The following is an 18309-nucleotide window of genomic DNA, read 5'->3' on the forward strand; positions in this document are numbered from 1 at the left end:
CTGGAGAGGCCAATCAGGCAGAACCCCTATTCTCGGGAGACTCTCCATGACCATCCTTCGTACCGGCGTCAGCATCGCCGCCGCCGCCGCCGTCGTCGCCATCACCGCCGCTGCTCCGACCGTGGCGGTCGCCAAGGGCGGCACGACGGTACATTGCTACGGCGTCAACACCTGCAAGGGCACGTCGGACTGCAAGTCCGGCACGCATGATTGCAAGGGCTTGAACGACTGCAAGGGCCAGGGCTTCAAGGAGCTGAGCACAGGCGCCTGCAAGAAGGCCGGCGGCAGCACGACCGCCCCCAACTGACCGCGCATCGGCCCGGCCGCCGCGGCGGCCGGGCCGAACTTTTCGAGAGACCCGCCATGATCACTCCCTTCGCCGGATACGGCCTCGGCCTGCGCAAGCAGCATTATGCCGATTTCCTCGACCGTCGCGTCGCGGTCGATTTCGTCGAGGTGATCTCGGAGAATTTCATGGTCGATGGCGGCAGGCCTCGCCGGATTCTCCGCGATATCCGTGATCGCTACCCGGTTGCGCTGCACGGCGTGTCGATGTCGGTCGGTTCGGCCGACGGGCTCGATGGTGCCTATCTCGCCCGGCTGCGCCTGCTGGTCGACGAGATCGACCCCCTGTTCGTATCCGACCATCTCAGCTGGTCGCGGATCGAAGGGTTCAATTCGCACGATCTTCTGCCGTTGCCCTATACGAGCGAGGCGCTCGATCTGGTTTGCGCCAATATCGGTCGCGCGCAGGATGCGCTGGGCCGCCCCATGCTGATCGAGAACCCGTCGACCTATATCGACTTCACCCCTGCCGACATGACCGAGTGGCAGTTCCTCGATCGCGTCTGCGCCCGGACCGGATGCGGGTTGCTGCTGGACGTCAACAATGTGTTCGTCAGCGCGACCAATCACGGCTTCGATCCGATCGAATATCTCGATGGCGTGCCGCACCAGCGGGTCCGCCAGATCCATCTCGCCGGACATAGCCGGGGGAAGGACCTGCTGATCGACACGCATGATCGACCCGTGCCCGGATCGGTATGGGATCTCTATGCTCATGTCCTGCCGCGGCTGGGGCCGGTCGCGACGATGATCGAGCGCGACGACGACATTCCGCCACTGGCCGACCTGCTCGCCGAACTGGCGATAGCGCGCCGCACCGGCGGCGCGCGCGAGCGGCGGGCGGCATGAGCTTGATCGCGCTGCAGCGCGACATGCGCGCCTGGCTGACTCGCGAGGATGACGGCGCGGCGGAACGGTTCGGCGACTGCGCGGTGCCGGGGCTCCGCATCTATCAGAATAATTACCGGGCGCAGCTTGCGGCCTGCCTCGAGGAGAGTTTCGCGCGTACCCGCGACTGGATCGGGGGCAAGGCGTTCCATGAGCTCGTCGTCGCGCATGTCGAGCGGGTGCCGCCGAGCAGCTGGACGCTCGATGCCTATCCGCGCGATTTTCCGGAGACGATCGCCCTTCTGTATCCCGCCGATCCCGAAATAGCCGAACTGGCCTGGCTCGACCGGGCGCTGGGTGAAGCATTTGTGGGCCCGGACGCAGCGGCGCTGCTTCCGGGGGATCTTGCCGGGATCGATTGGGACCGGGCGGTTCTGCATCTGACGCCGACGGTCGATATGGGCGACCTGACGACCAATGCGACCGCGATCTGGTCTGCGCTCGCCGCCGGAGAGGCGCCGCCCGGGGTGGCATTCCTTCCCGAGCCGGGCGCGATCCTGGTCTGGCGCGAGGACCAGGTCTCGCGTTTCCGCGCCATCGACCCATATGAGCGGCAGGCATTGCTGTCGATGCGCGCGGGCCTGCCATTTGCCACCCTGTGTGCAACCATGGTTGACATGCTGGGCGAGGAGAAGGGGATCGATTGTGCCGGGCAGTTGCTCGGCCAATGGCTCCGTGACGGAATCATCGTCGCCATCGAGGAGAAGACAGGATGAGCATCAAGCATTGCGCCGTCGCGCTGTTGACCCTGAGCGCAGCATGCGCGCCGCAGCCATCGATGGCGGGGGACGCCGACCGGCCCGCGGTGGTCGAACTCTATCAGAGCCAGGGCTGCTCGTCCTGCCCGCCAGCCGACGCGGTGCTCAACAGGCTGGCCGACCGGCGCGACGTCCTCGCGCTCAGCTTCGCGGTAACCTATTGGGACCAGCTCGGCTGGAAGGACATCTTCGCCAGCCCCGACTTCACCCAGCGCCAATGGGACTATGCGAAAGCGGCAGGACGCGGCAGCGTTGCGACCCCGCAAATGGTGATCAACGGCCGCGGTGTGGTCAATGGCGGCAATCCGGCCGAGGTCGATGCTGCAATCCGCCGCTTCGTCCGTCCCGCGGGCGAACCCATGATCACCGCTGACGCGCGCTCGGCGGCGATCGCCGCGGGCAAGGGCAAGGCGGTGCTCTGGCTGGTCCGCTACGACCCGCGGACTATCGCGGTGCCGATCCGGGCCGGTGAGAATAGCGGACGGACGATCGCCCATCGCAACATCGTTCGGCAGCTGATCAAACTGGGCGCCTGGACCGGCGCGCCGGCCAGCTTTCGCCTGCCACCATCGCCACCCGGCCTTGCCGGCGCCATCATCGCGCAGGCATCGGTCGGCGGCCCCATCATCGCCGCGCATCGGATCTGATCTTCGCGGGAGCGAGGATGACGTTCGATCCCATTCCGCCGGCCCTGCCGGCCCTGGTAGGTTGTGCGCCGATCCCGTTGCGCCTCGATCGAGCGGGTTTCCGCCCTCATCGATTCGAACAGCAGCTGCGCCTGGTGGGCGAGCCCGGGCGCGACATAGGGGACTCCGGGCCGGGCGACACCGCCGTGGCCAGAGGCACGACGACCGCCGCATAGCCTTCCTTGACGTTGAACGCGCTGGTGAACGGCTGCGCATTGACTGAGCGCCAGCATGGTGAACCCTACGGGAGACCTTCCTGCGCGTGGCGGCGGGTTGATTTATTCGTTAATCTCCCGCTTCAGCGAGAGCCACGATGCCGGTCTTGCCACGTCCATGGCATGGGCGATGCCGCGTTCGAGCCCGCGTAGTTCGGCCAGGCCGCGCATCCGGCCGAGCAACGAATAGCCCGGGTTGGTATTCTTGTTGAGGTCGTCGAGCATCTGGTGTCCATGATCGGGCCGCATCGGGATGCTGCGCCCCTCGGCGACGGACAGCCTGTGCACTGCCGTGACGATCGCCGCCATGCCCGCATCGCTTTCCACGGGCTGGAAACCGGGACCGCAATTCCATCCGGGTCCCGCACCCGGGGCTCCCGGCGGCTATTCTGTCGGTGGAATGCCGTCGCTAATATGGCCGATTGAGCTCGGGGGCGCGGTGATGGCGGCCGCCGCGGGATAATGTTCGATCACCGAGCTACCGTCATCACCGGGCTGGTAGGTCAGCAATCGGCGGCTGAGCCGCGGTCCGACCCATCGTTCGATGCCCACGGCGAGGCTGAAGCTCGCCGGCACGATCAGCAGCGTCAGCAAGGTCGAGAGCGACAGTCCGCCGATCACTGTGATGCCCATCGGCACGCGTGACGAGCCGTCGCCATTGAGCGCAAGGGCGGTCGGCAGCATGCCGGCGACCATCGCCACGGTTGTCATCACAATCGGTTGGGCGCGTTTGTGGCCGGCATCGACGATCGCCTCGAACAGCGGCACTCCCTTGTTCATCTCCTCGAGCGCGAAATCGATCAGCAGGATCGAGTTCTTGGCGACGATGCCGAACAGCATGATCGTACCGATATAGACCGGCATCGAGATCGGCGTATTCGTGATCAGCAGACCGAACAGGCCGCCGAGCGGCGCAAGCAGCAGCGAGCCCATGTTGACCAGCGGGGGCAGCACGCGCCGATAGAGCAGCACCAGCACTGCAAAGACCAGAAAGCAGCCCGATGCCAGCGCGATGATGAAATTGGTGATCATCTCCTTCTGATATTTGTCGGTGCCGACAATCAGCTCCTCCACGCCGATCGGCAGGGTCTTCATGATCGGCAGGCTGTGAATCTCGTCCTCGGCGGTACCACTGACAAGGCCGGGCGCGAGGTCCGTGCCGATCGTCAGCTGGCGCTTCTGCGCGACGCGCTCGATTTCGGTCGGCCCGGCGCCGAACCCGATTTCGGCAACCAGGCTCAACGGCACCGAGCCGCCCGCCTGGGTTGCCACGGGAAGATTCCGGATCGTCGCCAGGCGCTGGCGCGAGCCCTGTTCAAGGGCGACGCGGATCGGGACCTGCCGGTCCGTCAGGGAGAATTTCGCGCTGTTCTGGTCAATGTCCCCAAGCGTCGCGATCCGGATCGCCGACGACAGGGCCTGGGTCGTCACGCCGAGATTGGCGGCCAGGTCGAGCCGCGGCGTGATCACGATTTCGGGGCGCAGCAAATTGCCCTCGATGCGCGGTGCGATCAGGTTCGGCAGGCTGCTCATCTGGTGGACCAGCTCGATCGCCGTCTGAGACAATTGCGCCGGGTCGTCGCCGCCGAGCACGATCGAGAGCTGCCGCGCGCTGCCGCCCCAGCCGCTCTGTGACCGGAAAGCGACGCGCGCGTCAGCGAAGGTCGCCAGTCGCGGCGAGAGCTGGCGTTCGAATTGAGTACTCTTCAACACCCTTTTGGGGCGGAAGATCGCCGTCACCCGGCCACTGCCGACTGACGCCCGGGCATAGACATGGGCTACGTCGGGCTGTGCCTGGAACAAGGCGGAGACCTCGCTCACCACTTTCTGCGTCTCGGCCAGCGTCGTCCCCGGCACCATTGTCACCAGCGCAGTGGAGGAATCGAGGTTGCGCTCCGGGTTGAAGGTTTTCGGCAGATACGCCATCAGGCCCACGGTCATCGCCAGGGCGACGGCGCCGGCGACCACCGCTGCCCAGCGGTGCCTGAGCGTCCATCTGAGGACGCTCATGTAGAGGTCCATCACCGGGCCCTCGCCGTGCGATGCGTGGCCCTTGGCCTTCAGGAAATAGGCGGCGATCATCGGCGTGATCAGGCGGGCGACGGCGAGGCTGATGAGCACCGACACGACCACGGTGAGGCCGAAATTCTTGAAGAATTGCCCCGCAAAGCCAGGCATCAGGCCGACCGGCAGGAACACCGCGACGATCGCCATGGTGGTGGCGAGCACGGCGAGGCCGATCTCGTCGGCAGCGTCGATCGACGCCTGATAGGCCGATTTGCCCATCCGCATGTGGCGCACGATATTCTCGATCTCGACGATCGCGTCATCGACCAGCACGCCCGCGACCAGGCTCAACGCCATCAGAGTCATGTTGTTCAGGGTGAAGCCGAGCAGATCCATGAACCAGAAGGTCGGGATCGCCGACAACGGGATCGCCAGCGCAGCGATGATCGTCGAGCGCCAGTCGCGCAGGAAGATGAACACCACGATGATCGCGAGCACTGCGCCTTCGACCATCGCTTCCATGGCCGCCGCATATTGGGCTTCGGTATATTTGACGCTGTTCGAGATCAGCTCGAAATGAACCTTAGGGTTGCGCTTCTCGAGCGCCGCGAGCTTTTCCTTCGCTTGTCTGAAGACGGTGACGTCCGAGCCGCCCTTGGCGCGCTGGAAATCGAAGCTCAGCACTTGCCGGCCGTCGAATTGCGACGATGAGCGCTGCTCGGCGTACAGGTCGCGCACCGCGCCGAGATCGGCCAGCCTTACCGTCCGTCCACCGGAAACATTGATCTGGGTCTGGCCGAGTGCATAGGCAGTGCGGGCATTGCCGAGCACGCGCACCGATTGCTCGGAGCCAGCAATCTCGGCGCGCCCGCCGGCTGCGTTGAGGTTGACCTGGCGGAGCTGCTGGTTGACCTGGTTCGCGGTCATCCCTTGGGCCTGCAGCTTGAGCGGATCGAGGATCACGCGGATCTCGCGACTGACGCCCCCATTGCGGTCGACCTGCGCCATGCCGGGGACCGAGAGCAACTCCTTCGAGACGGTGTTGTCGATATACCAGGAGAGCTGCTCGATCGTCATGTCGGTGGAGATCGCGGCATAGCTTGCCAGATCCTGGCCGGTCGTGTTGGCGCGGTTGACCTGCGGCTCGAGAATGCCGTCCGGAAGATCGGCGCGGATCTGCTGGATCGCCGAGCGCACGTCCTCGACCGCACGATCGATCGGCGTGCCGAGCGCAAGCGTGATGACGGTAGTCGAAGCGCCTTCCTCGACCGTTGAGTCGATCTCGTCGATTCCCTGCAGGCTGCGCACCGCCGCCTCGATCTTGGTCGTCACCTGGTTTTCGAGTTCGGTCGGCGCTGCGCCGGGTTGGCTCACCGTGACGATGATGATCGGAAATTCGATGTCGGGCTGGTTGTTGACGTCCATTTGCAGGAAGCTGACGATCCCGGCGATCGTCAGCATGAAGAACAGAACAAGCGAGGGAACCGGATTCCGGATCGACCAGGCGGAGATATTGCGGAAGCTCATCGAGTCAGCCTTGTCATCTGCGCCATTGGTCTGACCTCATGCCCCGGATTCAAACACGCTGCCTGATGCGCGCGGTGCAGGCCATAGTTGGTAAGGAGGATGGAGAGCGGCGCAAGATTATTCGCCCGGGCGATGGCCGGGGCCCAATGCGCGGCGCGGATCCGGGCGTCGAGCCTCCCCGCCGCCGATCTCAGACGGCCATGCCGAGATTCACAATGTCCAGGGGGCCAAGATCGTGGCTGGAAGCGTCAGCGGATCAGCAGGATGATCAACAGGCCAATGCCGGCAAGCGCGAAACTCACCAGGTGCATGACAAGGCCATAGCTACATTTCGAGCGCAAAGCGTGAAAGCCGTGCATGGCATTCTCCTCGTGCCGTCGCTCTCGGGCGGCTGGCTCGGCATCATAGGCTCAATTGCGCGGTTTTTTCAACCATTCCGGGCGCCCGTCCGGCCAGGGTGGCAGTTCGAAACGCGCTTGCCCCTAAGCTTTTGGTAACCTGTTGGATCGACGGTCAGCAGCTCACCCCGGACGGGACAGAGTGATGGCCCTGATAGCGCGCGTATACCGATCGGATCCCGACGAGAGGCGCGCCGCGATCCGCTATCCGGTCGAGGTCGGCGCGACCTTGCGCGGATTGGACGGCGAGCCGCTCGACGTGCTGGTCTATGATCTTTCGATGACCGGCTTCCGGATGGAAACGGCCGAGCCGCTCGATCTCGATGCGCCGATCTGGATCGGGATCGCCGGCACGCGAGTCAATGCTGCCGTGGTCTCCCGGCGCGGCCCCAACGGCTATGGCTGCGAGTTCGTCACGCCGATCACTTTTTACCAACTTACCGAAGCACTCAACCCTGAGCCGGTTATCCACGAAATGGCTTGGCCCGAGGAGGACGCCAGGATCGGCGACGGAGAATGGCCGGGCTGGGTGCTGCCTGCCCTTGTTGCGGCGGCAGGGGCGTTGGCCCTGGGCTTCGCGTTGCTCTGGTTTCGGTAGGGGGGCCTGCAATCGGCAGCAGCCGGGGCGGTCACTGACTGCGTTGCGGTCGCTCGCCGGAGCCCACCCTGGATCGCTTTTCCTCTATTCGCTTCGTGCGTCCACGACCTGGCAGAAGCCCTCGGCGGGAAGGTGGTCAGCTGGCCCAGTGCAGTTGCTCGATCAGCCATTCGTTCGCGATACAGTCAATCACGAGATGAACGCGGTCGGTCGTCCCCCGGTTGGCGACGCTATGGGCATCGGAGAGGCGCAGATACCAGGCGCTCCCCGGCTCCATCACGATCCGGCGCTGGTTCAGGAGGAATTCCACCTGCGGGTTGGTGGTGATCGGAATGTGAATGCGCGCCGTGCCCCATTCGGCGGCAAGGTCGAGGTCGAAATGCTCCTTGATCACCGAACCCGGGGTCAGCCGCATCAGGCGCACCGATTGCAGTGGGCATTGGAACCGGGCGAGGATCTCGCGGAAACAGGGGGTGCGATCGAGCGCGGGTCCGTCCTCGAACGCAGTGGCGGTCGGGTCGGCATAGATCTGCATCACCGGATGAGTTGCGCCCGCGGTGAAACGGAGCGGCAGCACGTCCCAATCGCCTTCATAATTCTGCCGGACGAGATGCTCGACCCAGTTGCCTTCCGTCACTGCTTCCAGGTCAGCGCGCATCCGCGCCACGTCGAACGCGAAGGGCAAGCGGACCCGGTCGGCGAAGCTGAATGGCGATTGTTGCGGCAAGTCGAGCATGTTAGGCGGGCGTCCATTGCCGGTGCTCAGGCCCGGTATCGCCAAAGCCTATCGACCGCCGGGGCGGTTGGAAAGACATCGTCGCGCGTCTCATGACAGATACCAGCCCATCCGGCGCCATTGCCCCGCTCGACCGCGCTCGCAAGGTCGTGATGGCCGACCCGGAGCTGCAGCAACGCCTCAGCGTCATCCAGAACCCGGAAGTCTTTGCGACAGCCATGATCGACGTCGCGGCTTCCGCCGGTTTCGAGCTGGGACGCGAGGCAGTGCTGAGAGCGATCGAGCCCGATCCGCTCGGTCTTGATCGCTTCAGGCCGGCGCAGTTGACCGGTCACGATCTGCCTGATCGGCAATGGCTCCCGATCGCCATCATTCCGGCTGACGGCCAGCTTGCGGTCGAATGGGCTCATTTCGGCGGAGCGCCGCTCACCGCGCCCTTTTTCGAGGATCAGTTGCGCTGGGCGCGAGCGCAACCGTTCAATCGCCTGTTCCGTCAGCGCACTCCGCTGGCAGGATTGGCCCAGGCTCGACCCGAGGATGGCCTTGCGGCACCTGACGGGTTCATTTTCCATCTGTCGCGGTGCGGCTCGACATTGGTGTCGCAGATGCTGGGAGCGCTGCCCGGCACCATCGTCGTCTCGGAGCCGGCCCCGCTCGATTCGGTCGTTCAATTGGTGAACGCGAACCTCGGCGTGCCGATCGAGGAACGAGCCCGTCTCCTGCGCGCGATGGTGGGTGCGCTGGGCCGCGACCGCACCGGCGATGCGCGCCACTATGTCGTCAAGCTCGACAGCTGGCACGCGCTTGCCCTGCCGCTTTTCCGGCATGCATTTCCCGAGACGCCCTGGATATTCCTCTATCGCGATCCAGCCGAGATTCTCGTCTCGCAAATGCGCATTCGCGGGATGCAGGCGACGCCCGGCACGATGCCGCAGGATCTTTACGGCATTGTCGGCGGTGAAGACATGCCGGCCGAAGAATATTGCGCGCGCGCCTTCGCCTGTATCTGTGCAGCCGTGCTCGACCATGCCGAGCTCGGGGGCTGCCTGTTGGTCAACTATGCGTCGCTGCCAGGTGCGGCCGAGGACGAAATCCTGTCCTATTTCGGTATCGACGCTGACGCGGCCGGACTCGCTGCCATGAAGGTGGCGGCAGGACGCGACGCCAAGGCCCCGGCGATGCCCTTCATCGCCGATACCGACGCCAAGCAGAAAGAGGCGAGCGACGCTATTCGAGCCGCGGTCGAGGCACATCTCGCCGAGCCGTATCGCCGGCTGGAAGCCATGCGCCTCGCTCCGGGAAAATGAGCGGGATCTTCGGCATCCTGCGCTTTGACGGGCAGCCGGTCTCGGCGCGCGAGCTCGATCGCATGGGCAACATGCTTGCGTTTCGCGGCCCCGATGGGCGGCAGACCGTCGTCGCCGGTTGTGTCGGCCTCGGCCATTGTCTGCTGCGGGTGAACGCTGAAGACTGGAACGAGGCGCAGCCGATCCATGATGGCGACGTGACCCTGGTCGCCGATCTCCGGCTCGACAATCGCGAGGCGCTCGCCGCTGAAATGGGCATCGCGGCGTCCGACCTCAACGACATGCCGGACAGTGCCCTGTTGCTTGCTGCATACCGGCATTGGGGCGAAACCTGCGCCGAGCATCTGCTCGGCGATTTCACCTTCGCGATCTGGGACGCGCCGGCCCGTGCGCTGCTGATCGGCCGCGATCATATGGGCCAGCGCGGGCTGTTCTATCATCACGGAGAGGGCCTGTTCGTTTTCGCGACCGAGGTGAAGGCGCTCTGGGCGGTCGAGGGTGTGCCGCGCCGCCTGTCGGAAGACGCGATCGGCAGGAGGTTGTTGCTCGCGGTCGACCGCGCGCCCGGTGAAACCTTTTTCGAGCGGATCACCGCGCTGCCCAACGCGACCCTGCTGCGAGTCTCGAGCAGCGGCATCGCGACGCGCCGCATCTATTGGGAGCCGCGCGCCGCGCGCGAGCATCTCGGTCGCGACGAAGCCTATTATCTCCAGGCCTATCGCCGCATCGTCGAGGAAGCGGTCGCGTGCCGCGTCCGCCGGCTCATACGTCCACCCGCACTTTGCTTCAGCGGCGGATTCGACAGCGGCAGTATCGCTGCGCTGGCGGGGCCGATCGCCGCCGCACAGGGCCGTAAGATCATCGCCATTGCCTCGGTGCTGGAGGAAGGGGGTCAGCGCCCGGCCGTTCGTGACGCCCGCGCTGCGGTCGAGGCGTTCAGGGCGTCGCCGTTCCTCGATCTGCATTATTATGTCCGCGGCGAGGACGAGACGGTCTTCGATGATCTCGAAACCTCCTTCGACACCACCCACAATACTGTCGGCACGCTATATGTCAGGCGCGGGCTGTACAGGATCGCTGCCGCCGTCGGTGCCCGGCTGGTAATGGACGGGCATGGCGGCGATTACACCGTCAACGTACGGCCGGGCTCGCCGCTGGGGCGGATGTTGCGGCGCGGCCAGTTTCGACGTTTCGTTCGCGAATTCAGGATGAGAATGCAGGTGACGGGAGACCCGGCGTTGCGCCTGTTGCGCAACGACGTCCTGCCGGCGCTGGTCCCGTTGCGCGCGATCGCGGCGGTCCTCACCCTCCGACACGGCTTCGTCCCGACCTGGCGGCGTAGCGCGATCGCGGCCCCTTTCGCCAGCGCGCTCTTCGCAAGCGGTGCGGTCGATCCGTCGCGGCTCCGTGGTGCATATCCGGTGCATAACCGCTGGCGCGCGCGTTGGCTGCATCTGTTGCGCAAATCGGCCGCGGCGCCGCCGGTTCAGCAGACGCTCGCCGCCGCCCATGGCCTTGAGTTCACACGCCCATTTCACGACAAGCGGGTCGTCGAACTCGGCCTCGCGCTACCGGAGTCAGTCCAGTTCCGCGACGGTCTCGAGCGCTATCTCGCGCGCCACGCCCTCGCCGACATATTACCGGAGCAACTGCTGGCACGAGGGCCGGGAAATGACGCCGAGGATCCCGATCTGTTCCGAATGGCGAAAAGCAGCGCGCCTGCCGCGCTTGCCGAAGCAAAACGCCTCGACCGCGATGGTCGGTTATCCCGCTATGTTGACCTTGACAGGCTGGAAGCGATGATCGCGAACGCAGACGAAGCCAGTCGGCCTGATCATCACCGCCTGATGGTCGCAAATCTGACGATCACGCTTGCGCGATTCGTTGCCTGGTTCGATCGGGCCAACGACTGACGGCGGCCGCGCGTTCGTGACAGCCGGCCTATCGCCGATCAGGAACCATAGGGAACGCCGAGGCTGGTGCCATCGGTAAAGCGCGTGTTGCCGCCCTCGGTAGCCTGCGATTCGGCGGCGACGATCACGCGCGGCGTTGACCACGGCTTGCGCGCCGATGAAGTGGCATCCGCCGTGGACTCGACCATCGCCGCGTTCGACATTTCGGTCTGGGACTTGAGTGAGGTCATGGCGAAAGGATCTCCAAGGCGCAACGCGCCAAATTAACAGCCTCGCCAATATGCCAGAAGGCCATCCATCGCGCAACCGGGCATGCGGGCAACCGGCCGAAAGTCCAGCCATTTCCGATCTAGTCTGCGCAGATTTGCTATTGTGTCTTTCTCTGGGGCAGGTACATTTGATGTGATAACACCTGGGGGCGGAGTGTTACGGCGTTGCCTCCTGACCATGAGTTTGAGAGGCTGGCATGTCGAATTTCTTCCTCGGTCAAATCGGTATCTACGGCTTCAATTTCGCGCCGCGCGGCTGGGCGTTCTGCGCTGGCCAGATCTTGCCGATTCAGCAGAATACCGCGCTTTTTTCGCTGCTGGGAACAACCTATGGCGGCAACGGCACGAGCACGTTCCAGCTGCCCGACCTGCGGGGCCGGACCCCGATTCACTTCGACGGCAATTATCCCCAGGGCGAAGTCGCCGGCGAAGAAACGGTGACCCTGCTCCAGACCGAGATGCCGGCCCATACCCATACGTTGACCGGCACGACGAACACCGCCGACAAGCGTCCGGTGGCCGCCCATATGTTCGCGACCGATACGTCGACGACCGACGATTTCTATGCACGCGGCCATACCCTGGTGCCGCTCAATCCACAGGCGGTCGGCCTGTATGGCGGCAATCAGCCGCACAACAATATGCAGCCCTATCTTGCGGTGAATTTCTGCATCGCGCTGACGGGTGTCTTCCCCTCACGCAACTAACCGACAACCATTTCGGCCGACGGCACGGAGAACAACATGTCTCAACCTTATCTCGGTGAAATCCGGATGTTTGGCGGGAATTTCGCGCCGCGCAGCAACGCGCTCTGCGCGGGCCAGCTCATGTCGATTCAGCAGAATGCCGCGTTGTTTTCGCTGCTCGGCACTTTCTATGGCGGCAATGGCGTCCAGACTTTCGCGCTGCCCGATCTGCGCGGGCGCCTCCCGATCAACCAGGGCAACGGCCCCGGCCTGACCCCGCGGGTCATTGGCGAGCAGGCCGGTTCGGAAACCGTGACGCTGCTTCAGACCGAAACGCCCATGCACAATCACATCGTCAACGCGACGACCGATGCGGGGAATCTGCCTGGCCCGAGCAACAAGGCGATCCCGGCGTCGCCCACGGACGGAACCAATCCCGGCTCGCTCTATGTGGTCCCGCCAGGCACCATTACGCCGGTGGCGATGGCAGCGCAGAGCCTGCCGGTCGCGGGGGGAAGCCAGCCGCACCAGAACATGATGCCGAGCCTCTGCATCACCTTCATCATTGCCTTGAACGGCATCTTCCCCAGCCGCAACTAGCATTCGGAGATAGACGGTGACGCAACCCTTCATCGGCCAGATCATGATCTTCGGATTCACGTTTGCGCCAAGAAACTACGCCTTCTGCAACGGTCAGCTGCAGTCGATCTCGCAAAACACCGCGCTGTTCTCGATCCTGGGCACCACTTACGGCGGCGACGGCATCCAGACCTTTGCCCTGCCGAACATCCAGGAGCGGGGGGTTATGAACTGGGGCCAGGGGCCCGGGCTGACCAACCGGGTTATCGGCGAAGTTGATGGCGCGGCGAATGTCACGCTGAATACCACCCAGATCCCGCAGCACACGCACGTGCTGTACGGTGCGACAGGCGGAACTGCATCCGGCGTGCCGACTACCCAGGCTTATTTCGGCGCTTCCGGTCCGGGCCAGGCCTATAGTGATGTCCTCACCAATCCCGTGGCGATGGAGCCGCGCACGGTGACGTCAACCGGCGGTAGCCAGCCGCATGACAATATGCAGCCCTATCTCGTGTTGAATTTCTGCATTGCCTTGTTCGGGATCTTCCCGTCGCGCAACTGACGCAGTTCGAGGGTTAGCGTGTGACAATTTCCTATACGCCGCCGGCATTTGCATTGCCGGCGGCGCTGGTTTGCGAGGGCTATGCGCTTCGTCCCGAAACGGACGACGATATCCCGTTCCTGACCCGTCTGTACGGGACGACGCGCGAGCAGGAACTGGCGACAGTCGACTGGACTCCGGAACAGAAGGACGCTTTCGTCGAGCATCAGTTCAACGCGCAGCGCATTCATTATCGTGGCCAGATCGCCGGGTGCGCCTTCGACGTGATCGAAAAGCACGGCGTCCCCGTCGGCAGGCTCTATCTGCAGGAGCGGGAAAGCCGGCTCCATATCGTCGATATCGCGCTGATGCCCGAATGGTGCGGCAAGGGCCTCGGCTCGGCCATTCTTCACGGCCTGATCGAGGCCGCGGGCAGCAAGGGCAAGGGCGTCGGCATCTTCGTCGAGAAGTATAATCCGGCGCTCCGGCTCTATCGCCGGCTCGGCTTCACCGAGATACAGGACACCGACATCTATCTCGAGATGGAGTGGGTGCCCGAAGGATATGACGCCCCGCTCGCCACGACGCCGATCAGTTGAAGATCGCTTCGTAGCGAAAGCCGTTTTCGGTTTTCGCGATGGGAACGATGAAGATTTCCGGCTGGCCCATCGCGCCGTGCTCGAAACGATAAATGCGCTGCGGCAGCAGTGGTGCCGGGCCTTCGAAAAGCAGCGCGAAGGGCACGCGCAATCCATCGTCCAGCGGCTGGGTTTTCAATGTCTTGGCTTCGGTCAGGGTCAGCGACATTTCAGGCACGCCTTCAGTAACCATCTTGAAATCCGAACCGACATGAGGCTCGAAATCCTCGCAGGAAAGCTTCTCGTCGATCACTTCCGTCCCCCTTGATGGTAACAAACGCCGGCGCACCAGTTGCGGGAAACAACTGCCCGATCCGTCGGCCGGTTTCAAGATTGCCGGGCCGGTCCGACGCTGCTTTCGCGCGAAAGCGTCGGGACAAAACAACCGATTTCGCTGAGGTTGGACGCAACCGGATACCCAGTTACCTTCACGCCCGCTGCGTCGAGCCAGGCATGGGCATCGATCGGCTTCTCGGCGCTTTTGCCCGCGCCGAAATGCATCACGCTGGCAACGCCTCGCCGCTTCAGCATCGCATGTGCTGCCATTGCCTGTTGCAGGCAGACCGATCTGAACGGCATCCACGGTGCTGCCGTGCGCACTGCCCAGCCGATCTCCCTGGCAGCGCGCGCATGGTCGTCGGCCGCATTCGCCGCGCTGGCGAGCACGCGTGGATCGTTCGGTGGAACGAACGCGCCAAAGCCCTTTGCGAGCCTGCGGAACGGATAGATCGCCAGCGAAATCCGCGCGACCGCCATCCGCGCGCTTGCCTCTGCGACGAGCAACTGCCGCCGCGGTCCCATCGTCACCGCGGTGCGGACCTTATGGGCGAGAGACTGAGACTGCGCCATGCTTCTCCATTTCGGCCAGGAAGCTGTCGACCTCGGCCTGGCAGTCCTCGGGCGACACATCGAATTCGCGCTGCAGTTCGGCGTAGACGGTGGCGGCATCGCTCGGTGTTTCGATCAGCTCCCAGATGCGCGCGCCGACCTCGTTGACGCCGATATATTTGCCGTGCTCGGGGCTCATCATCATGATCTCGTCGCCCACCCGGGCACTGAGCCAATCTCCCTTACGCTCGATCAACGTGCGATCCTTTCACCGTGTCTGTCGGACAGCGGATAGCCCAAACGCGCCATCATGTCAGCGTGATCAACCTCGATTTTGGCGATCTGTTCAGCACTGAGCTCGTCATGCCACGCCCCCGACACGCCGCGTCTGAAGAAACCGCCGCCCGGGGTCGTCCGCGGCGCTTCGCGAAAGCCGCGCTCGGTCTCTTGCTGTTTGAGCTCGGCGAAATTGGCGAAGCGGGCTGCCCGCTCGGCTTCGTCCGGACTAATCTCGATCCCGGCAAACGCCATGGCGCGGCGAAAAACGCCGGCAGCATCGGACTGCATATCCTCGTAGCGGACAAGATGGACGGGAATGTCGGCCTGGTCGAGCCAGCTCGAATTATAGCCGCTCCACCGCGGCAGTTGCTGGCGAAGCTGATTCGCCTGGCGGTCGCGTTGCCCGCAGAACGCCGCGTCTGCCTCGCCCATGAAGGCGATCGACTGGTCAATCGTCTGATTGCCGTGATTGGCGAGGCTCGGTGCCACGTCCCGCGGATCGCGCACGATCAGGATCGCGCCATCGGCGCCCTTGAGTCCGCCGAGCAGCGGCTCGCCGTCGCTCGTATAGGTCCAGGCGTCATGAGTCTTGACGAAGCGGACATCGCCGATCCTTGTCTCGGGTGCTTCCGGGTCATCCTGCTCGGCGTTTCGCGCGACTTCCTCATAGACACGGGGGCGCAGGCGATCGCACTCCTCGTGCGTCAGCAGCCCGGACGGAAACAACATGACATTGTCGAACAGGCCGCGCGCGCTTGCGATCCCGCTCCGCTCCGGCATGTCGTTGATATCGATTGGCGCGTCCTGGCGCAGGTTCGCCACCAGCATCCGGAACCAGGTGTTGCCCGATTTCGGATAGGAGGCGAGCCAGAAAGTCCGCCTCAAGCAGCGCGCTCCAGCAGGCCGAGCTCGCGCCAATGCGCCTCGAGCCACCCGATTACCGCCGGAAATTGCTTGAAGTTGAAGTCGCGGGTCAGCGTGAACACGCCGGCGCGCTGCGAGATGATCGCGGCGGCCTGGAAATACAGCTCCATCTGCGCCATTCGTCGTACCATGGCCGGGCGATAGGCGTTGTTGCGTACCATCAGCCCGCCATCGACGATATTGGGCCGTGCGATTCCGGGCGCATGGGGCGGCCGAGCCTCGCGCAGCACATAGACAGCGGCGAGCGGCAGCGCTGCTTCGGTCGCAGCGCGCGGCTCGACATAATATTTCTCGATTCTCGGGCGCACCGCAGCGGTGCGGCGGTCGGCAAGCGAGAGGCGCTCGATCGAATTCTGCCACAGCTTCAATTGCCGTCCGTCCGGCTCTACCCAGGGCGTGCCGTCGGCATGAATCGAGATGCCGCAGAAATCATCGGTGACGAGATCGTAACCCGCGTCGACCAAGGCCGCGGCAAGCGTCGATTTGCCGGCACCCGAAGGGCCGCAGAACAGGACGGCGCTGTCCTGTACCCGCACCGCGCTCGCATGCAGCACGATCCGACCGCGCTGGTGGAGCAGGATGCCGAAGCCTGTGCTGCTGAGGAAGATCGCTGCTTCCTCGGCTGAAACACCGCTCTCGGTCGCGAAGCGGATTTCGCTTCCACCGATCAGCACCATGCGGATCACGCCGGGGATGATCAACAGGAACCGGTCGCCGGCAAGCTGCCAGCTCGGCCCCCGCGCAATCGCACCCTCGAGTTCGGTTGGCACGTCACCGCTGCGGATCACCACGTCCGCATCGCCGCTCTGGCCCTGTTCAGCGGGAATCAGCCCGGGAAGGGCCAGTTCGCTGGCAACGCCAAGTCCCGAAACGCAATAGGAAAACAAACGCTCATCCCCGAGATGCTGCGACCGGGCGACTTCATTGTTGCAGCGCCCCATTCCGCCTTCTGGTCAAACTCTGCAGCGGGCGCAACCATCGACCTGATCGAGAGCCAAGGCTGGCGAAGCGCCACGCGCTGCGGCATGGTCGCGCGATGAACCCGGTTTACGCATCACTCGGCACCACGATCTTCGAGGCGATGTCGGCCCGCGCCCGCGCCACCGGCGCGATCAACCTGGGGCAGGGCTTCCCCGACGGGCGCGGCCCCGAGGATGTGCTGGCCGAGGCAGCGCGCGCGTTGATCGAGGAGTCGAACCAATATCCGCCGATGCCTGGCACGGCGGCGCTGCGCCAGGCGGTGGCCGATCATTACCGCGTGCATCAGGGGATCGACCTCGCGTTCGAGGAGGTGATCGTCACATCGGGCGCGACCGAGGCGCTGGCCGCCGCCATCTTCGCGCTCGTCTCGCCGGGCGACGAGGTACTGATGTTCCAGCCGATGTACGATGCCTATCTGCCGCTGGTCGAACGCGCCGGCGGTATCGCGAAGCTGGTCAGGTTGGAGCCGCCGGAGTGGCGAATCACCGCCGAAGGACTCGCCGCGGCGGCCGGCCCGCGCACACGGCTTGTCATCCTCAACAACCCGCTCAACCCCACGGGCACGATGACAAGCCCGCAAGAGTTGGCACTGCTTGCCGATTTCTGCGTCAGCCATGATGCGATCGCGATCTGCGACGAAGTATGGGAACATGTCGTGTTCGACGGCGCGGTCCACCGCCCGCTGATCGGCCTGCCCGGCATGCGTGAGCGCACGGTCAAGATCGGCTCGGCTGGCAAGATCTTCTCGCTCACCGGCTGGAAAGTCGGCTGGATGTGCGCCGCCCCGCCGATCGCGCAGATCCTCGCCAAGGCGCACCAGTTCCTGACCTTCACCACCCCGCCCAATCTCCAGGCGGGCGCTGCCTATGGCCTCGGCAAGGACGTCGCTTATTTCACCGAGATGCGCGCCGGCTATCAGCGCTCGCGCGACCGGCTCGCGGCCGGACTGACCCGGCTCGGCTATGCGGTCCTGCCGAGCGCGGCGACCTATTTTCTGTCGATCGACCTGCCCCGCTCGGGGGTGAATATGGACGATGTCGCCTTCAGCGAATGGCTGGTCGAGGAAGCAGGCGTTGCTTCAGTGCCGGTATCCGCCTTCTACGCGCGGGATCCGGTTACCAGTGTCGTCCGGCTGTGCTTCGCCAAGCAGGATTCGACGCTCGATGCGGCGCTCGAGCGGATGGTGCGGCGGCCCTGACCTTGACC

Annotated in this window: 21 protein-coding genes; 12 read left to right on the forward strand and 9 right to left on the reverse strand. The window is 64.5% G+C overall.

Going from position 1 to position 18309, the window contains the following annotated elements:
• Positions 1-46: 46 nt before the first annotated feature.
• The 4 genes from bufA2 to ABD050_RS21780 are packed head-to-tail and all read left to right on the forward strand — an operon-like array spanning position 47 to position 2638.
• Positions 47-307 carry a BufA2 family periplasmic bufferin-type metallophore gene (gene bufA2, locus ABD050_RS21765; RefSeq protein ID WP_343891620.1) on the forward strand — a complete coding sequence of 87 codons (261 nt, stop codon included), beginning with the start codon at positions 47-49 and terminating at the stop codon, positions 305-307.
• Positions 308-363: 56 nt separating this feature from the next.
• Positions 364-1194 (forward strand): MNIO family bufferin maturase, encoded by an 831-nt coding sequence (gene bufB, locus ABD050_RS21770; RefSeq protein ID WP_343891621.1) that lies wholly within the window; start codon positions 364-366, stop codon positions 1192-1194.
• Positions 1191-1949, forward strand: a complete 759-nt coding sequence (locus ABD050_RS21775; protein ID WP_343891622.1) for an HvfC/BufC family peptide modification chaperone — start codon at positions 1191-1193, stop codon at positions 1947-1949. The genes bufB and ABD050_RS21775 overlap by 4 nt, the downstream gene beginning before the upstream one ends.
• Positions 1946-2638 carry a DUF1223 domain-containing protein gene (locus ABD050_RS21780; RefSeq protein WP_343891624.1) on the forward strand — a complete coding sequence of 231 codons (693 nt, stop codon included), beginning with the start codon at positions 1946-1948 and terminating at the stop codon, positions 2636-2638. Before ABD050_RS21775 ends, ABD050_RS21780 begins: the two co-directional genes overlap by 4 nt.
• 317 nt (positions 2639-2955) lie before the next feature.
• Here the strand turns inward: ABD050_RS21780 and ABD050_RS21785 are convergent, their stop codons facing one another.
• Both ABD050_RS21785 and ABD050_RS21790 read right to left on the reverse strand, forming a co-directional pair.
• Positions 2956-3219, reverse strand: a complete 264-nt coding sequence (locus tag ABD050_RS21785) for a mannonate dehydratase (protein WP_343891626.1) — start codon at positions 3217-3219, stop codon at positions 2956-2958.
• A 57-nt stretch (positions 3220-3276) separates the two neighbouring features.
• Entirely contained in the window at positions 3277-6426 is a 3150-nt protein-coding gene (locus ABD050_RS21790) for an efflux RND transporter permease subunit (RefSeq protein WP_343891627.1), read from the reverse strand.
• 543 nt (positions 6427-6969) lie between these two features.
• On the opposite strand from ABD050_RS21790, the gene ABD050_RS21795 reads away from it, so the two are divergent.
• Positions 6970-7422: a PilZ domain-containing protein gene (locus ABD050_RS21795; RefSeq protein ID WP_343891628.1), complete on the forward strand. Its 453-nt coding sequence runs from the start codon at positions 6970-6972 to the stop codon at positions 7420-7422.
• Between the two features lie 136 nt (positions 7423-7558).
• On the opposite strand, the gene ABD050_RS21800 is transcribed toward ABD050_RS21795, so the two are convergent.
• Positions 7559-8158, reverse strand: a complete 600-nt coding sequence (locus ABD050_RS21800; protein ID WP_343891629.1) for an aspartyl/asparaginyl beta-hydroxylase domain-containing protein — start codon at positions 8156-8158, stop codon at positions 7559-7561.
• A 92-nt stretch (positions 8159-8250) separates the two neighbouring features.
• Between ABD050_RS21800 and ABD050_RS21805 the strand changes: the two genes are divergently transcribed.
• Complete coding sequence (locus ABD050_RS21805; RefSeq protein ID WP_343891630.1) at positions 8251-9465, forward strand: hypothetical protein; 1215 nt, start codon at positions 8251-8253, stop codon at positions 9463-9465.
• Positions 9462-11378, forward strand: a complete 1917-nt coding sequence (locus tag ABD050_RS21810) for an asparagine synthase-related protein (RefSeq protein ID WP_343891631.1) — start codon at positions 9462-9464, stop codon at positions 11376-11378. The genes ABD050_RS21805 and ABD050_RS21810 overlap by 4 nt, the downstream gene beginning before the upstream one ends.
• A 38-nt stretch (positions 11379-11416) precedes the next feature.
• On the opposite strand, the gene ABD050_RS21815 is transcribed toward ABD050_RS21810, so the two are convergent.
• The gene (locus ABD050_RS21815; RefSeq protein WP_343891632.1) at positions 11417-11608 is read right to left on the reverse strand and encodes a hypothetical protein; all 192 of its coding nucleotides are present in this window, start codon (positions 11606-11608) and stop codon (positions 11417-11419) included.
• Positions 11609-11844: 236 nt separating this feature from the next.
• Between ABD050_RS21815 and ABD050_RS21820 the strand changes: the two genes are divergently transcribed.
• The 4 genes from ABD050_RS21820 to ABD050_RS21835 are packed head-to-tail and all read left to right on the forward strand — an operon-like array spanning position 11845 to position 14052.
• Positions 11845-12354, forward strand: a complete 510-nt coding sequence (locus tag ABD050_RS21820; RefSeq protein ID WP_343891633.1) for a phage tail protein — start codon at positions 11845-11847, stop codon at positions 12352-12354.
• A 36-nt stretch (positions 12355-12390) separates the two neighbouring features.
• Positions 12391-12933: a phage tail protein gene (locus ABD050_RS21825; RefSeq protein WP_343891634.1), complete on the forward strand. Its 543-nt coding sequence runs from the start codon at positions 12391-12393 to the stop codon at positions 12931-12933.
• A gap of 16 nt (positions 12934-12949) precedes the next feature.
• Positions 12950-13474, forward strand: a complete 525-nt coding sequence (locus ABD050_RS21830) for a phage tail protein (RefSeq protein ID WP_343891635.1) — start codon at positions 12950-12952, stop codon at positions 13472-13474.
• Positions 13475-13494: 20 nt separating this feature from the next.
• A complete protein-coding gene (locus ABD050_RS21835; RefSeq protein WP_343891636.1) occupies positions 13495-14052 on the forward strand; it encodes a GNAT family N-acetyltransferase in 558 nt (185 codons plus the stop codon).
• Here the strand turns inward: ABD050_RS21835 and ABD050_RS21840 are convergent.
• From ABD050_RS21840 to ABD050_RS21860, 5 genes are all read right to left on the reverse strand, one after another.
• On the reverse strand, positions 14045-14344 hold the full coding sequence (locus tag ABD050_RS21840; RefSeq protein WP_343891637.1) for a DUF6916 family protein: 300 nt from the start codon (positions 14342-14344) through the stop codon (positions 14045-14047). The genes ABD050_RS21835 and ABD050_RS21840 overlap by 8 nt on opposite strands.
• Positions 14345-14418: 74 nt before the next feature.
• A complete protein-coding gene (locus ABD050_RS21845; protein ID WP_343891638.1) occupies positions 14419-14940 on the reverse strand; it encodes a lasso peptide biosynthesis B2 protein in 522 nt (173 codons plus the stop codon).
• Positions 14912-15175, reverse strand: coding sequence for a PqqD family protein (locus ABD050_RS21850; RefSeq protein WP_343891639.1), 264 nt, complete (start codon positions 15173-15175; stop codon positions 14912-14914). The genes ABD050_RS21845 and ABD050_RS21850 overlap by 29 nt, the downstream gene beginning before the upstream one ends.
• The gene (locus ABD050_RS21855) at positions 15172-16083 is read right to left on the reverse strand and encodes a sulfotransferase domain-containing protein (RefSeq protein ID WP_343891640.1); all 912 of its coding nucleotides are present in this window, start codon (positions 16081-16083) and stop codon (positions 15172-15174) included. Before ABD050_RS21855 ends, ABD050_RS21850 begins: the two co-directional genes overlap by 4 nt.
• Positions 16080-17063 (reverse strand): HPr kinase/phosphorylase, encoded by a 984-nt coding sequence (locus ABD050_RS21860; RefSeq protein WP_343891641.1) that lies wholly within the window; start codon positions 17061-17063, stop codon positions 16080-16082. The genes ABD050_RS21855 and ABD050_RS21860 overlap by 4 nt, the downstream gene beginning before the upstream one ends.
• A 95-nt stretch (positions 17064-17158) precedes the next feature.
• Between ABD050_RS21860 and ABD050_RS21865 the strand changes: the two genes are divergently transcribed.
• The gene (locus ABD050_RS21865; RefSeq protein WP_343891642.1) at positions 17159-18301 is read left to right on the forward strand and encodes an aminotransferase; all 1143 of its coding nucleotides are present in this window, start codon (positions 17159-17161) and stop codon (positions 18299-18301) included.
• The last annotated feature ends 8 nt before the right edge of the window (positions 18302-18309 follow it).

The sequence above is a fragment of the Sphingomonas oligophenolica genome (assembly GCF_039522915.1).
Lineage (GTDB): Bacteria > Pseudomonadota > Alphaproteobacteria > Sphingomonadales > Sphingomonadaceae > Sphingomonas > Sphingomonas oligophenolica.